Source organism: Paraburkholderia sp. RL18-085-BIA-A, assembly GCF_046027075.1.
Lineage (GTDB): Bacteria > Pseudomonadota > Gammaproteobacteria > Burkholderiales > Burkholderiaceae > Paraburkholderia.
Genome location: NZ_JARESU010000001.1, coordinates 265,597 through 280,757, shown reverse-complemented (window position 1 = coordinate 280,757; position 15,161 = coordinate 265,597). Strand labels below are relative to the sequence as shown.

The 15,161-nt window shown below is 65.4% G+C and carries 15 protein-coding genes; 11 read left to right on the top strand and 4 right to left on the bottom strand.

What is annotated here, in order from left to right; all coding sequences use genetic code 11:
- Nucleotides 1-5: 5 nt before the first annotated feature.
- Nucleotides 6-320, top strand: coding sequence for a helix-turn-helix domain-containing protein (locus P0D89_RS01210; protein ID WP_408357891.1), 315 nt, complete (start codon nt 6-8; stop codon nt 318-320).
- Between the two features lie 117 nt (nt 321-437).
- Here P0D89_RS01210 and P0D89_RS01205 read toward each other — a convergent pair whose 3' ends face one another.
- Entirely contained in the window at nt 438-1,445 is a 1,008-nt protein-coding gene (locus P0D89_RS01205) for an alpha/beta fold hydrolase (RefSeq protein WP_408357890.1), read from the bottom strand.
- 178 nt (nt 1,446-1,623) lie between these two features.
- A complete protein-coding gene (locus P0D89_RS01200; RefSeq protein ID WP_408357889.1) occupies nt 1,624-2,373 on the bottom strand; it encodes an SDR family oxidoreductase in 750 nt (249 codons plus the stop codon).
- Nucleotides 2,374-2,639: 266 nt separating this feature from the next.
- Here P0D89_RS01200 and P0D89_RS01195 point away from each other — a divergent pair, with 266 nt between their 5' ends.
- Together P0D89_RS01195 and P0D89_RS01190 are read left to right on the top strand one after the other, a co-directional pair.
- The gene (locus P0D89_RS01195; RefSeq protein WP_408357888.1) at nt 2,640-3,797 is read left to right on the top strand and encodes a BMP family ABC transporter substrate-binding protein; all 1,158 of its coding nucleotides are present in this window, start codon (nt 2,640-2,642) and stop codon (nt 3,795-3,797) included.
- 43 nt (nt 3,798-3,840) lie between these two features.
- The gene (locus tag P0D89_RS01190; protein ID WP_408357887.1) at nt 3,841-4,383 is read left to right on the top strand and encodes a nucleoside deaminase; all 543 of its coding nucleotides are present in this window, start codon (nt 3,841-3,843) and stop codon (nt 4,381-4,383) included.
- A gap of 152 nt (nt 4,384-4,535) precedes the next feature.
- Here P0D89_RS01190 and P0D89_RS01185 read toward each other — a convergent pair whose 3' ends face one another.
- On the bottom strand, nt 4,536-5,162 hold the full coding sequence (locus P0D89_RS01185; protein ID WP_408357886.1) for a lysozyme inhibitor LprI family protein: 627 nt from the start codon (nt 5,160-5,162) through the stop codon (nt 4,536-4,538).
- A 334-nt stretch (nt 5,163-5,496) separates the two neighbouring features.
- Here P0D89_RS01185 and P0D89_RS01180 point away from each other — a divergent pair, with 334 nt between their 5' ends.
- The 8 genes from P0D89_RS01180 (at nt 5,497) to P0D89_RS01145 (ending at nt 13,294) form a co-directional block, all read left to right on the top strand.
- The gene (locus tag P0D89_RS01180; protein WP_408357885.1) at nt 5,497-5,841 is read left to right on the top strand and encodes an SH3 domain-containing protein; all 345 of its coding nucleotides are present in this window, start codon (nt 5,497-5,499) and stop codon (nt 5,839-5,841) included.
- A gap of 671 nt (nt 5,842-6,512) precedes the next feature.
- Nucleotides 6,513-8,825, top strand: coding sequence for a putative bifunctional diguanylate cyclase/phosphodiesterase (locus tag P0D89_RS01175; RefSeq protein WP_408357884.1), 2,313 nt, complete (start codon nt 6,513-6,515; stop codon nt 8,823-8,825).
- Nucleotides 8,826-9,121: 296 nt separating this feature from the next.
- A complete protein-coding gene (locus P0D89_RS01170; RefSeq protein ID WP_115105230.1) occupies nt 9,122-9,310 on the top strand; it encodes a hypothetical protein in 189 nt (62 codons plus the stop codon).
- A 141-nt stretch (nt 9,311-9,451) separates the two neighbouring features.
- Nucleotides 9,452-10,864, top strand: a complete 1,413-nt coding sequence (locus P0D89_RS01165; RefSeq protein ID WP_408357883.1) for an FAD-containing oxidoreductase — start codon at nt 9,452-9,454, stop codon at nt 10,862-10,864.
- Nucleotides 10,865-10,911: 47 nt separating this feature from the next.
- On the top strand, nt 10,912-11,280 hold the full coding sequence (locus P0D89_RS01160) for a cupin domain-containing protein (protein WP_408357882.1): 369 nt from the start codon (nt 10,912-10,914) through the stop codon (nt 11,278-11,280).
- 114 nt (nt 11,281-11,394) lie between these two features.
- Complete coding sequence (locus P0D89_RS01155) at nt 11,395-11,970, top strand: TMEM175 family protein (RefSeq protein ID WP_408357881.1); 576 nt, start codon at nt 11,395-11,397, stop codon at nt 11,968-11,970.
- A 3-nt stretch (nt 11,971-11,973) separates the two neighbouring features.
- Nucleotides 11,974-12,780, top strand: coding sequence for a hypothetical protein (locus P0D89_RS01150; RefSeq protein ID WP_408357880.1), 807 nt, complete (start codon nt 11,974-11,976; stop codon nt 12,778-12,780).
- Between the two features lie 25 nt (nt 12,781-12,805).
- Nucleotides 12,806-13,294, top strand: a complete 489-nt coding sequence (locus P0D89_RS01145) for a metallophosphoesterase family protein (RefSeq protein ID WP_408357879.1) — start codon at nt 12,806-12,808, stop codon at nt 13,292-13,294.
- Between the two features lie 129 nt (nt 13,295-13,423).
- Here P0D89_RS01145 and proP read toward each other — a convergent pair whose 3' ends face one another.
- On the bottom strand, nt 13,424-14,926 hold the full coding sequence (gene proP / locus P0D89_RS01140; RefSeq protein WP_408357972.1) for a glycine betaine/L-proline transporter ProP: 1,503 nt from the start codon (nt 14,924-14,926) through the stop codon (nt 13,424-13,426).
- Between the last annotated feature and the right edge of the window lie 235 nt (nt 14,927-15,161).

The window sequence follows — 15,161 nt, the reverse complement described above, 5'->3', positions numbered from 1 at the left end:
CACGAATGGATGACGATGATATCGATCCGGTGCTGGTCGCGGTGCTCGCGCAACTGTGGCGCGCCCATCGGCAAACGCCGGGCGGCGCGTGGTCGCTCGCCAAACTGTCGAAGCAGGCCGACGTGCCGATGAGCGGCTTGCGGCGCCAGCTGACGGCGCTGGTCGACGGCGGCCTGGTGGATACCACCTTCACGGAGGAGGGTACCGGGACCGCGCGGCTGAGTGAGCTTGGCGAAGGGCTATGCGCGGAGTTGTTCGGGGATGGTGAGGGCGATGAGCGGGATATTGCGGACCCGGAGCCGCCGCCGAAGCTTCACTGACGAGTCCGGCGCGTTAGCACGCTGACGAACCGCGTCGCGCGGCATGCGCGGGACGGCGACGCACGCGCGCACGCAGAGGGATGCGCGCACAGCGACGCACGCACACCACGATGCCCTCTACCGCGCTGGCGGCAAAAATCTCAGCAATGCATCGGTGACGGCATCCGGCTGCTCTTCGGCGACCCAATGCCCCGCGCCATCGATCTGCACTGCCTGCACATCCAGCGCGACATGGCGCAGTTCCTCGCCGACGATCGGCCCCAGGCTGCCCGCTCCGCCGATCCCCAGCACCGGCATGGTCAGCTTGTGCTGCGCGAAGGCCTGGTTCTGCCGCGCATCCGCAGGGAACGCGCGGTAGTACTCGAAGCCCGCGCGCAACGCACCAGGCATCGCATATTCGCGCGCATAGGTCTCTTCGACTTCATTCGTGAAGGCCCGCGAGTTGACCGCTTCGGAATTGTGGAACCACTTCAGGTACGCCAGTTCGCGGCCTGCGATCAGCATTTCCGGCAAGTCCTGCACCGCGTAAAAGCGGAAATGCCAGGTGCGCGGCATCTGCACGATCTGATCCCATGGCTCGATGCCGGGCAACGGCACGTCGAGAATCGCGACCGAGCGCACTTCGTCCGGATGCTGCGCGGCATACGCGTAAGCGACCATGCCGCCCATGTCGTGACCGACCACGTTGACCTCGGGGCCGAGATTCAATTGCGCGACCAGCGCGTGAATGTCTTCGGCGATGTTGGCCTTCTCGTAGCCCGTAGCGGGTTTCGCAGTGTCGCCGAGGCCGCGCAGGTCCGGCGCGAGCACGGTGTAGCCGCGCGCGATCAGTTGCGGCATCACGAAGCGCCACATGAACGAAGTGGATGCCCAGCCATGCAGCAGTACGACCGGCGTGCCGTGTCCCATCGCCAGCAGATAGTGGTAGCGCACGCCGTTGACGTCGATCTTGCCGCCGCGGATTTGCGCGGACGCCGAGGCGAGCGCTGGCGCATTCGACGCGAGCGCGGTGCGCGCACCGTTCGCGCGCGTCGTTTCGCCGGCGCTGTGCGCGGCCGGCGCGATGGCCGCGAGCGACATCGACAATGCGGCGGCCAGCAGAACGGAAGACAGTTTCAGACGCATGATCGTCTCGTCGTTGGAAAAAGGGCTCCCGCCGGGGCGCCTTTCAGGCGACCCGGTGTATCAGGAGTGGGGTGACGGGGTGGGGGCGTGTCGGCTGACGAACCGGGCCGCTGCTTGTCACGCGGCCGGTCGTCGTGACCGGACAAGAGCCGTTGAAGCGGCTCGCCGGCGCTCGGCTTTAAAGCTGGCTCATCCCGCCATCCGCGATGATTTCCGTGCCGACGATGAACGCCGACTCAGGCGCGGCGAGATGCAGCACAGTCGACGCGATCTCTTCCGGCTTGCCGAAGCGGCCGACCGGCACCTGGCCGAGAATCTGCGCGGCGGTGGCTTCGAGCGTGGCGGCGTCGAGGCCGAGCTTGCCGTACAACGGCGTTTGCACCGGACCGGGGCTCACCACATTGACGCGCACGCCCTGCGGCAGCAATTCCGCCGACAGCGTCTTCGCCAGCGAAATCAGCGCCGCCTTGCTCGCCGCGTACACCGACGACGCCGGCATGCCGATATGCGCATTGATCGAACCGTTGAGGACGATCGACGCGCCCTTGTTCAAGAGCGGCAGCAGCACCTGGATCTGGAAGTACGCGCCCTTGACGTTGGTGTTGAAGCTCGCGTCCCAGAGGGTTTCGTCGACTTCGGGGAAGGGCGCGAATTTCGCGGCGCCCGCGTTGACGAACACGGCGTCGAGTCGGATGCCCGCTGCGTCGATCGCGGCGGCCAGTTCGCGAGCCGCCGCGATCGAGCCTGCATCGTTGCGCACCGCGACGGCATTTGCGCCGAGCGCGACGCGTGCGGTTTCGAGGGCGTCGGCATCGCGCCCGGTGATGACGACGCGGGCACCTTCGTCCGCGAATGCCTTGGCGGCCGCGAAGCCGATGCCGCTGCTGCCGCCGGTGACGAGAACGGCTTTGTTCTGGAAGCGAGTCATTTTGTTTCTCCGAAAAAGTGTGACGGGTTGGTGAGTAGGATAGTGCGCCTGACCGACACGCTTGCCATACCACTTTCCCGATGCACTCGTTCGAAGTTATCGAACATGTCTGTCGACCAGGAAAATACGCATTCTGTTATGCGCGGGAGAACGAAAAATAATTTTTCCGCTGAAATTGGCCTTCGAATATGGCCCCGTATGCTGAAGCCTTGTCCGGGAATTCCCGGGCGCTGCGGCAGGCACGCTCAACCACGTATGGAGAACCCATGAAAACAAAGCTGGCGCGAAGGCTGAACCCAACGCTGAATCCCTCATTGCGCGGCAAGGCCGTGCGCACCGTGCTGGCCGCCGCTGCGTTTGCCACAGGCGTCGCCGCGACGCTTGCGTTCTGCGCCGGGACGGCGGCGGCGGCCAGCACGCAGCCGGTCGGCATCGCGTTCGTCTACCTCGGCAATCCGGGCGACGCCGGCTGGACCTATGCGCACGAGCAGGGCGTAAAAGAGGTCGAGGCGAAGTTCGGCGACAAGATCAAGGTGACGCGGGTCGAGAACGTGCCGGAGTCGGCGGACTCGGAGCGCGTGTTTCGCGACCTCGCGGCCAAGGGCAACAAGATCGTGGTGGGATCGAGCTTCGGCTTCCAGGATTTCGAACTGAAGGTCGCGAAGGACTTTCCGGACACCGTGTTCGAACATGCGACCGGCTACAAGAAAGCGGGCAACTTCGCGACCTACGACGTGCGCACCTATCAGAGCGCCTACCTCGCGGGTCTGGTCGCGGGCTATACGACGAGGTCAAACACGCTGGGCTTCGTCGGCTCCGTGCCGGTGCCCGAGGTGGTGCGTAACATCAATGCGTTCACGATGGGCGCGCGCTCGGTCAACCCGAACGCGCGCGTCAAGGTGGTGTGGATCAACAGCTGGTTCGATCCGGGCCGCGAAAAGCAGGCTGCGGAGACGCTGATCGGCCAGGGCGCCGACGTGCTGATCCAGAACACCGATTCGACCGCGACGATGCAGACCGCCGAGCAGAAGAAGGTGCATGCGTTCGGTTGGGACTCCGACATGAAGAAGTTCGGGCCGAACGCGCAACTCGGCGCATGCGTGAGCAACTGGGGCGTGTATTACACGCATCTGGTCGAGCAGGTAATGTCGAACACATGGAATAACACGCCGGTATGGTGGGGGCTGAAGGAAAACGCGATCGACCTCGCCGACATCAACACCAGCGCGGTGTCGCCGGTCGCGCAAAAGGCGCTGAGCCAGAAGCGCGACGACATCATTTCCGGCAAACTCAATCCGTTTGCCGGTCCGATCGCGGATCAGTCGGGCGCGCTGAAGGTTGCCGCCGGCAAGTCGCTGAGCGACGCGGAACTGTTGCGTTTGAACTGGTTCGTGCAGGGGGTCGACGGTTCGCTGCCGAAGTAATCAATTGATTGGTTTGCCTAACTATTATCGAAGGAGATCACCCGTGAGTCTGACCGTCTCGAACCAGGCCGCCGCGCAGGCGGCGAACTATCCGCCGCAGGGATTGACGCCCACGCCCGAGCAGATCGTGCGGCATCTGCGGCATTCGAGCCGGGTCGCCGAGCGGGCGACGCTGCTGGGACATCATCCATTCGGCGCGGTGCTGGTCGGACCGGACCAGGAAACCGTGCTGATGGAGCAGGGCAACGTCGATACGGTGAATCACGCGGAGTCGGTGCTGGCACGCGTGGCGGCATTGAACTTCACGCCGGAGTACCTGTGGAGCTGCACCTTGTACACGTCGGTGGAGCCTTGCTGCATGTGCGCCGGCACGATGTATTGGGCCAACATCGGCCGGGTGGTGTTCGGGATGACCGAGAAGCGTCTGCTTGAGGCGACCGGAGACCATGCGGAAAATCCGACCATGAGCGTGGATTGCCGTTATGTGTTCGATCACTGTCAGAAGGCGGTCGAGGTGATCGGGCCGGTCGCCGAGGTGGAAGCCGAGGTGATGGAGGTTCAGCGGCGGTTCTGGAGCGGTCGGTAGTGGTCGCTAGCGGCCGATAGTGGCAACCCTCGGCATTCGCGGTTGCCGTTGCCTGGACGGCAGTCGGTTAGGGCTTTACGCAGCGCCACAAACAAGCAGGCACGCATGCATGCTTGTTTGTTTATTTATGTAGCATCCCACCTCACGCTCTCTCACTGCGCAGCGTTCGCCTGCATTTGCGATGGCTCCAACATCGCGACGCCGCAAAACCATTCGCTGCCACGCGGCTTGTATTTCCACGACTTGCCGTTCTGCCCGAGCACCGTCGAACACTGTTCGTTCACCACCGGCCCCGGATTCGCGGACGTGCATTCGAGTAGCGCTGTGGTGGCCGCAGGCGCCAACGTCCGCTGTGGTTTGCGCCGACCGTCCCGCTCGGCAGCAACAAGCGGCTCGGGCGAAGGTGCGGGCGAAGGTGCAAGCGAAGGCACATCCGAAGGTGCAGGCGGCGTCCTCGTTTGCATGCTTTCGATCAACCGCTGCAATTCCTCGATACGCGTCTCGTACCAGGTCGTGAGACACGCCGCATCGCGGCAATTCGTTTCCCGCCACGCCCACTTGCTGTCGCTGTCGTCGAGAAACGCACGACGGTTGGCGACTCGCCGCCGCGCCTTCCAGTACAGTTGCCCGAGCGTGTCGTCGAGCTTCGACAGCGGGGGATCGTTGCAGATCATTTTCTCGGTCAGCGAGCGGCCCTTGTGACAGTCGAAGCTGGTGGCGTAGGCGGCTTGATGCGCGAGAATCAGGCAGGCGGTCAGAAGCGGGCGGATGACTTTCATGGCGGTCCCGGCAGGGCATGGGTTTTTCATGCAGGGATGATCGGCTGAGTGGCGGGAAGACAGACGCCCGAAAAACGCGTGACTTCGCCCGGGTCGTTACCAAATCTTGCTTCGCGCGCCCGGGGTAAGCGGAGTGAACGGCGTAGACAGCGTAGCGGTAGTAAGCGGCGCGGACGCCGCGCGCGACGTTGACGCAGCGTTTTCAGGCACGCGCGGTGCGAAGGCGCCATGAGCGGGCGCGTGACGCGGCGTCATCGCCTGCGCTTGCAGAACCGGAGGCATTCAAACGGACACGAGCCGGCAAGTGGGCGCGGCCCTTGAAACGGGAGAAAGAATGAAACAACGCGTCGGCCGATGTCTTTGCGTGGCGGCCGGCTTGCTGGCGTTGCCCGTCGCGGCCAGCGCGCAGTCGCACGCTTACACGACCAGCTGGGTCAACGTGCGGGCGGGTCCCGCGTCGGACTACCCAATCGTGACGCAGTTGCCGGGCGGCGTCCCGGTGACGGTGATGGGGTGTATCGGCAATTTCCAGTGGTGCGATATCGCGGGACCGAATCTGCGCGGCTGGGTGTATGCGTCACTGCTCAGTTCGCCTTATCAGGGCCGCAATGTGCCGCTGATGAACTACGGCACGTTGATCGGCCTGCCGATCGTAGGATTTTCGATGGCCGATTACTAGGGCGACTATTATCGCGGCCGGCCCTGGTACAGCCAGCAATCGCGCTGGGCGCATCGTGCGCCGCCGCCCCCGCCGCGCCCCGGAGCGGGACGGCCGCCGGAGCATCCGGGTGCGCGGCCGGGTGGCCACAGCCGCCGGGGAATGCGGGAGGACGACCGCCGGGTGGTCAGCAGTACGGCGGCGGAAGTCGACCGACAGACGGCGGTTCCCAGAGCGTGGGTGGTGTCCGTCCGCCGGGTGGTCCATCACAAAGTGGTCGCGGAGGCCGTCCACCTGGCGGTGGAGGCGGCGGAGACTGAACCGCCTGAACCTGCCGAGGCCGCCACTGTGGCCCGTCCTCGGTGGAGGCCAGATCCGAACCGAAGCGAACCGCAGCGAACGTTCGACCGCAGGCTCGCTGGTGGCAACGAATTAGCAGCTTACCCAATCCGATCAGCACGTCGCGAGCCACCACTTCAGCGTGCGTACCGTGCCTGCCGTCACCTTCCATCAACTGCTATCGCCGCACCGCACTGCACCGCAACCTGCCCCAGTCCGCAGCCAGATCCGCACCTCAGCCCACACGCCACACACCTCAAAGCCACACATCTCAAAAATTCCGCGCAAGGTTCGCGTAAACCCCTGTGCGCCGCGTACACTAACTTGCCGATGTTGGGTTGGGGGGCGCATATATGACTTGCGAAGCGACATCAGATGGCACGATCGGAGCCTCGCCCGAGGGCACCCGCTACCGGCCGGATCTGGCCGAGGAGGTGCTGGCCTCGGAGCGTAGCGTGCTGCGGCTGATCACCCGCAACACGCCGCTGCCCGAATTGCTCGACGAGGTATGCCGCCGCGCGGAAGCGCTACTCGGCGAGGGCGCGTCCTGTTCCATCCTGCTGCTCGACCCCGACGGCGTGCACGCCAGGATCGGCGGCGCGCCGACGCTGCCGCCGCATTTCAGCGCGGCGATCGACGGCGCCGCAATCGGTCCGCAAGCGGGCTCGTGCGGCACCGCGATGTACGAGCGGCGCCTCGTCATCGTTGAAGACATCGAAACCGATCCGCTGTGGGCGGATTACCGGCATCTCGCGTTGCCGCTCGGCTTGCGCGCGTGCTGGTCCGTGCCGTTCGAAAACGACGCCGGCGTGGTGCTCGGCGCGTTCGCGGTGTATTACCGCACGCGCCGCCGTCCGAGCGCCGAGGAAGAAGCGATCCTGCTCGACATCGGCAGCAGCGTCGGCCTCGCGGTCCATCAGGACGTGATGGCGCAGCGGCTGGCGCACAGCGAGGAGCATCACCGGCTGGTGGTCGATCACCTGAGCGAGGGCATCGTCGTGCAGTCGCGCGCGGGCATTGTGCTGGCCTGCAACCCGAGCGCGCAACGCATGCTGCGCGTGGGGCCGCGAATCGTCGGCCAGAGTATTCGCACGGTGATGGTGCGCGCGTATCACGAGGATGGCTCGCTCGTGACCGAGGCCGAGCGCCCGACCACGCAGGTGCTGGCAACCGGCAAACCGCTGCTCGGCATCACGATCGGCGTGGAACTGAGCGACGGCGGCGTCGTGTGGATCACGGAGAACGTGGTGCCGATCATGCGGCCCGGCGAAACCGAGCCGGACTCGGTGCTGGTCTCGTTCACGGATATCGGCCCGGTGCGCGAGGCGCAGCGGCAGCTCAAGTTCCTCGCCACCCGCGACTCGCTCACCGGCCTGTACAACCGCGCCTACGTCACCCAGCGGATGCGCGATCTGTTCGAACCGGCCGCGCCGGACGGCTCGGGCGAGCTCGCGAGCGTCGCCGTGCTGTTCGTCGATCTGGACGGCTTCAAGAAGGTCAACGACACCGCCGGTCACGAGGCCGGCGACACGCTGCTGTGCAGCGTGGCCGATCGGCTGTCGGCCTGCGTCGGGCGCAACGACACGCTCGCGCGCGTGGGCGGCGACGAATTCGTGATCGTGGTCAGCGCCTACGAGGACACCGGGCAGCTGATCGACATCGCGCACCGCATCCTCGACATGATCGCGGTGCCGTTCGCCGTGGCGGGCAACGAGTACTACCTGGGCGCGTCGATCGGCATCAGCCTCTTTCCCGAGGACGGCCAGGACGTCGCCACGCTGATGCGCAACGCCGACTCGGCGATGTATCACGCAAAGCAGCGCGGCCGCAACAACTTCCAGTTCTTCACCGCCGAGCTGAATCAGCATCTGCAGCGGCGTTTCACGATCGAGCAGTCGTTGCGGCGCGCGCTCGCGGCCGACGAACTCAGTCTCGTGTACCAGCCGATCGTCGACAGCCACGATGGCCGCACGATCGGCGCGGAGGCGCTGCTGCGCTGGTACAACACCGAGCTGGGCAACGTGTCGCCGGGCGAGTTCATTCCGGTGGCCGAGGACGCCGGGCTGATCGTCGAGATCGGCGAGTGGGTGCTGGCGCGGGCTTGCGCCCAGGTCGCGCAATGGCGGCGCACGCTGGCGCCGCAACTCATCGTCGCGGTGAATCTGTCGCCGCGTCAATTCAACGACGGGCTGCTGGAGCGCGTCGAGCGCTGTCTGTCGGAGTCCGGGCTCGAGCCCGCGGCGCTCGAGCTGGAGATCACCGAACGGCTGCTGATGCTCGACAGCGACACCGTGCTGCCGATGCTGAACGCGCTCAATGAAATGGGCGTGCGCATTTCCGTCGACGACTTCGGCACCGGCTATTCGTCGCTGTCGTATCTGAAGCGCTTCCCGCTGCACAACCTGAAGATCGACCGTTCGTTCGTCGCGGGCTTGCCGGATCATCGCGATTCGATTGCGATCACGCAGGCGGTGGTGGCGATGGCGCATTCGCTCGGGATGAACGTCACCGCGGAAGGGGTGGAGACCGCCGAACAGGCGGCCTTTTTACGGGCGATCGACTGCGACAAGCAGCAGGGGTATCTGTACAGCCGGCCGGTCGGCGCGAGCGCGTATGCGCGCAGTTTGTGCGATGCGCAGTTGAGCGTGGCCGGCGCCGCGCCTTGAGCGCGGTGAATGCCATGAGCGCCGTGAACGTGTGAAACGCGGCGAATGCGCAGGCGGCCGCGGCCGCCTGCGCCCAGATCCTGTCAATCGTCTGACCGCGCGAGCCCTTGCGTGACGGGGCCGAACGCGGCAAACCACCCCCGACTGGGACAGGTTCCGAATTCGATTGTTCAGATTGCCAAACAAGTGCCTTCGCGTTTCCGGTATTTATCCGCGACGTCGCACTCCCTAAAATTCACCCATCGAAATGGATATTGAGCGCGAGACCGCAACGGTGGCGCGCGATGGGAACCGTCATGCCAGCCTTGATCAGAAACCAGCTTTACCGGCCGTCGGTGGTGTTGCCGATGGTCGCCCTCATGCAGGTGATGGTGTCGCAAGACTTCAACCTCGGCCAGGTCGGCTGGGTTGTCGCGGCGCGCGGCGCGCAGGCCGCGCTGCAGCGTTCGCGCGAACTGATCTGCGCCGTCCACTGCCACGCCTGAGCGCAGTCGGAGGAAATTCGCGGCGAGCAGCATCGAGCCGCTACAAAACAGCAACAAGCCACAATCCGCAACCCGGCATGGCGACTTGAGGCACTGAGGGTAAGATGCTACGACCTGCACCCCAGCCTCGGGAGAATTGCCATGCCACAGCACTTCGACGCAGTCGTGATCGGTACCGGACAAGGCGGCTCGCCGCTCGCCGTGCGTCTCGGTGAAAGCGGCCGTAAGACCGCGGTGATCGAACGCGGGGCTTTTGGCGGAACCTGCGTGAACGTCGGCTGCACGCCGACCAAGTCGTATGTGGCGAGTGCCCGCGCGGCGCACGTCGCGCGCCATGCCGCGCAACTGGGCGTGCACGTGAGCGGCCCGGTCAGCGTCGATCTCGCGGCGGTCAAGGCGCGTAAGGACAAGATCATCGGCCAGTCGCGCGACGGCGTCGAGAAATGGCTGCATGGCACCGATAACGTCACCGTGTTCAACGGCCATGCGCGCTTCACCGGGGCGCATACACTCGCGCTCAGCGGCCCGGACGGCCATCCCCTCGGCGAACTCAGCGCCGACGAAATTTTCATCAACACCGGCACGCGCGCCATCGTGCCGCCGCTCGAAGGCCTGGAGCGGATTCGCTACTACACCAACTCCAATCTGCTCGAGCTGACGGAACTGCCGAGCCATCTGGTGATCTGCGGCAGCAGTTATATCGCGCTCGAATTCGCGCAGATCTTTCGGCGCTTCGGCAGCCAGGTGACCGTGCTGGTGCGCGGCGAGCGCGTGCTCACGCGCGAGGATGCCGATTTCGCGGAGTCGGTGCGCAAGGTGCTCGCCCGGGACGGCGTCGAGTTCCGATTCGGTGTGCAGCCCACGCGTGTCGAACCGCATCCGCATCGCGCGAACGAAGTGTGCATCGGCTTCGAGCAGAACGTTCCCGCGCTGGAAGCGTCGCACCTGCTGTTCGCCACCGGCCGTGCGCCGAATACCGACGACCTCGGCCTTGCAGCCGCCGGCATCGCGACCGACAGGCACGGCACGATTCCGGTCGACGGCCAATTGCGCACCAGCGTGCCGGGCATCTGGGCGATCGGCGACGTCAACGGACGCGGCGCGTTCACGCATACGTCCTATGACGATTTCCAGATCGTCGCGGCGAATCTGCTCGGCGGCGGCGCGCGCAGCGTCGACACGCGCATCATGGCCTACGCGGTGTTTGTCGATCCGCCGCTCGCGCGCGTCGGGATGTCGGAGGCCGAGGTGCGCGAGATGCGCCGCGAGACGGGCCGCGACGCGCTGATCGCCACCATGCCGATGTCGCGCGTGGGGCGCGCGCGCGAACGCGGCGAGACCGACGGCTTCATGAAGGTGATGGTCGACGCGCAAAGCAAAAAGATACTCGGCGCGGCGATTCACGGCGTCGAAGGCGACGAGGCGATTCACACGTTCATCGACATCATGACGGCGGGGGCGTCGTATCCGACCCTGCAGTACGCGATGCACGTTCATCCGACGATCAGCGAGCTGGTGCCGACCTTGCTCGACGGACTCAAGCCGATGGAATGAGGGGCGCGCGCGCGTCGGCACGGCACATCACCGATATATCGCAAACGATGAAACACGCACTCGCCACAGGCAATCTGTTCGAGCACGCCGCGCGCGTATCCGCGTCCCCGACCGCCGACGAGCAGGTCGACGCGCTCGTCGAGCAAGGCGGCGTGACGATCGAACGGATCGTGTCGACGGGGCAGGCGAGCCCGCCAGGCTTCTGGTACGACAGTCCGCGCGCCGAGTGGGTCGTGTTGCTGAGCGGCGCGGCAACGCTCGAGTTCGAAGGCAAGCCAAAGCCGCATCCGATGAAGCCAGGCGATCACGTGCTGATCGAAGCGCATTGCAGGCACCGGGTCGCATGGACCAGCGACACGGAGCCGAGCGTGTGGCTCGCCGTCTACTATCCGGACGCGGACGCTACGTTGGGTTGAGCGGCGCATCGACAAAGCCTCGCGGCATCGCGGATAATCGGCAGCGGCGCGGGTGGTCTGCGCAACGCGGGCGGGCTGTGCGCCCAACCGCATTCATCCTCAGGAAATTGACCGATGGGCAAGGGACGTGTCGAAGCCTTCAGCGATGGCGTGATCGCCATCATCATCACGATCATGGTGCTCGAACTGAAGGTGCCGGAGGGCTTCGATCTCGCCGCGCTGCGTCCGATGCTGCCGGTGTTCTGCGCGTACGTGTTGAGCTTCATCTACGTTGGCATCTACTGGAACAATCATCACCACATGTTTCATGCGGTGCAGAAGGTCAACGGCGCGGTGTTGTGGGCCAATCTTCATCTGCTGTTCTGGCTGTCGCTGCTGCCCGCAGTCACGCACTGGGTCGGCGAAAACCATCTGGCCTCCTGGCCGACCGCGATGTACGGCGTCGTGCTGTTCATGTCGTCGATCGCGTATTTCATCCTGACTCGGGTGCTGATCCGCGAACACGGGAAGGAGTCGACCATCGCCAAGGCGGTCGGCACCGACTTCAAGGGCAAGGTTTCGGTGGTGATCTATCTGGCGGGCATCGCGCTGGCCTTCGTCGCGCCATGGGTCTCGGCGGCGCTCTACACGCTTGCCGCGGCGTGGTGGCTGGTGCCGGACCGGCGCATCGAACATGTGGTGGAAGCATAAAGCATGCTGCTGACGCTCAAGCTCGTGCTGGTACCGGCGTTTCTCGCCGCGCTGACAGTGGCCGCGCGGGTGTGGGGGCCGTCGGTGGCGGGATGGCTGGCGGGACTGCCGGTCGTCGCCGGACCAATCGTGCTGCTGCTCGCGCTGGAGCGCGGGCCCTCGTTCGCGGCGCAAGCGTCGGCGGCATCGATCGCGGCGATCGCCGCGTCCGAGGCATTCAATTTTGCGTATGCGTGGACCTGCCGGCGCGTGGGCTGGCCGCTCGCGCTGGTTGCCGGTTTAGCGGGGTGGCTCGCCCTCGCGCTGCTGCTCGTGCATTTACCCGGTTCGCTTTGGTGGGCGGTGGCGACGGCATGCGTGGCCGTGGCAGTGTCGCAAAGCGGCTTGCCGCGCGCGACGGGCCACGTGCCGGCGGCGCGCGTCGGGCTCGCCGATCTGGCCGTGCGCATGCTCGCCGGCGCGCTGCTGACGGTCGCGGTGAAGACCCTGTCCGCGTCGATGGGCGCGACCTGGAGCGGGCTGCTGTCGGTGTTTCCGTTGCTCGGCATCGTGCTCGCGGTGTCGGCGCAGCGCGCGCACGGCGCGGACTTCGTCGCGGTGCTGATGCGCGGCATGGTGATCGGGCGGGGTTCGTTCGCAGCGTTCTTCGCGCTGACCGCGGCCATGCTGCCGCGCTATTCCGTGTGGCTGAGCTTTGCGTGCGCGGCGCTGGTGTCAGTCGCCGTGCAGGGCGCGACCAGACGCATGCTCGGCGCGAGGCGGCCTACGCAGGCGGTGTCGTGCGAGCTTGCCGGGCAGCAGGTGGAGTGAGGCCGCCTGGCCGATACTGGACCCCATGACTTCGCGCAACGCTCGCTCTTCGCTTACCCGCATCGGACTCATCTCCGATACACACAACCTCGTGCGTCCCGAAGCTTTGCAGTATCTCGCCGGCTGTGACGCGATCATTCATGCGGGCGACATCTGCCATCAGGCGGTGCTCGACGCGCTGGTGCGCATCGCGCCGGTCACGGCGGTGCGCGGCAATAACGACACCGGCGAGTGGGCCGCGTCGCTGCCGACCCACGCGACACTGACCGTGCAGCAGGTGACGATACTCGTCGTGCACGACATTGCCGATGTGAGCCCCGATCCGGGCAGTGAAGGCATCAGCGTGGTGGTGACCGGCCATTCGCACAAGCCGTCGATCAGCGAGCGCGACGGCGTGTTGTTCGTCAACCCCGGCAGCGCGGGGCCACGGCGTTTCAAGCTGCCGGTTTGCGCGGGCATGTTGATCGTCGACGGCGCGCGCGCGAGCGCGAGTTTCGATTCGCTGCTGACGTAAAAAAAAGCGGGCCGGCAAATTCTTGCCAGCCCGCTTTCCGAACGGATCGTGATTAAAGCAGCGCGATCAAAGCTTCACGCTCAACGCTGCGCGCTCAATTTCGCGCGCAACCTATCGCGCCGTCCGCGCTCATGCACGCGCCGTTGCCGCCGCCGCGTAACCTTCATCCATCTCCTCGGCTTCACGCTCGCCGCGCAGCACCGCATGCGCTTCGGCGCGCGTCGCCACGCACGGGCCCGAGCCGAGCAGCGGCTTGCGGGCGGTCTCGCGCAGCGCGAGCACTGACGCGATGCCGATCAGAGAGGCGCCCATCAGGTAATACGCGGGCATCATCAGATTGCCGGTACGGTCGACCAGCCATGCGGCCACGAGCGGCGTCGTGCCGCCGAACAGCGACACCGAAATATTGAAGCCGATCGCGAGCGCGCCATAACGGATCCTGGTCGGAAACAGCGCCGGCAGAGCCGACGGCATCACGCCGGTGAAGCACGACAACAGCACGCCGAGAATCATCAGGCCGCCGAACACCGGCAGCACCGTGCCCATGCGGATCAGCAGCAGCGCGGGAATCGACAGCGCGAAAAGGCCCACGCAACCGAACAGCATCACCGGCTTGCGGCCGATTGTGTCGGACAGGCGCCCGGCGGCGAGCGTCATCGGCATCATCAGGATCATCACGAGCAGCACGAGGAACAGGCCGTGCGTTTCGTTGAAGTGCAGCGTGGCCGACAGATAGCTCGGCAGATACGACAGCGCCATGTAGTCGGTGACGTTGAAGATCAGCACGAGGCCGACGCACAGCAGCAGCGGCTTCCATTGCTGTGCGAGGAGTTGCCGGAACGACTGCAACGGCGCCGCCTTGTCCTCGGCTTCACGCTGCTCGGCCTGCTTTTTGAACGCGGGCGTTTCTTCGAGCTTCATCCGGATATACAGACCCACCAGACCCAGCGGACCGGCGATCAGGAACGGCACACGCCAGCCCCACGACAGCAGCGCGTCGTTCGACAGCGTTGCTGTCAGCACCGCCACCGTGCCCGCGCCGAGCACGTAGCCGATCAGCGTGCCGAACTCGAGGAAGCTGCCCATGAAACCGCGGCGCTTGTCGGTCGAGAATTCGGCGATGAAGGTCGCGGCGCCGCCATACTCGCCGCCAGTCGAGAAGCCCTGCACCAGACGCGCCACCAGCAGCAGCACCGGCGCGAAAATGCCGATCGACGCGTAGCTCGGAATCAGGCCGATCGCGAAGGTGCCGAGCGCCATCATGATCATCGTCATCGCCAGCACGCGCTGACGGCCGATGCGGTCGCCCAGCGGCCCGAACACCATGCCGCCGATCGGCCGCACGAGGAACGCCGCGGCGAACGTGCCGAACGTGGCGATCAACTGTGCAGACGGATTCGACGACGGGAAGAACACTTTGCCGAGCGTCACAGCGATGTAGCTGTACACGCCGAAATCGAACCATTCCATCGCGTTGCCGAGCGCCATCGCGCCGACGGCCCGCTTGAGGAGAGATTTGTCGACGACGGTGATGTCGTCCAGAGAGAGGCGTTGTTCTTCTTTGTGGTGTCGCCAGAAGCCGTTGCTGGAAGCGGTCAAGGTGAAAACTCCAATGACTGCGACGAAACTCATGACACGCATGAACGTTCCGCCACGGTTGCTGGGAAGTGCGATTTCGCGAGCAAGGCGATGGCGTCACCGTCACCGGAGGCGACGGAGTGGGGCGCAAAAGAAAAACACAACGCCCGTGCCTCGCGAGACATCTCGCGAAAAAACACTCGTCTAGATTGTGCTGACTGTTGCACCTGCGTGGCCGTGGAAGGGGGGCAGATGCATGAGGGCGCCGGGGTGGCTGGAAGCTGGCCCG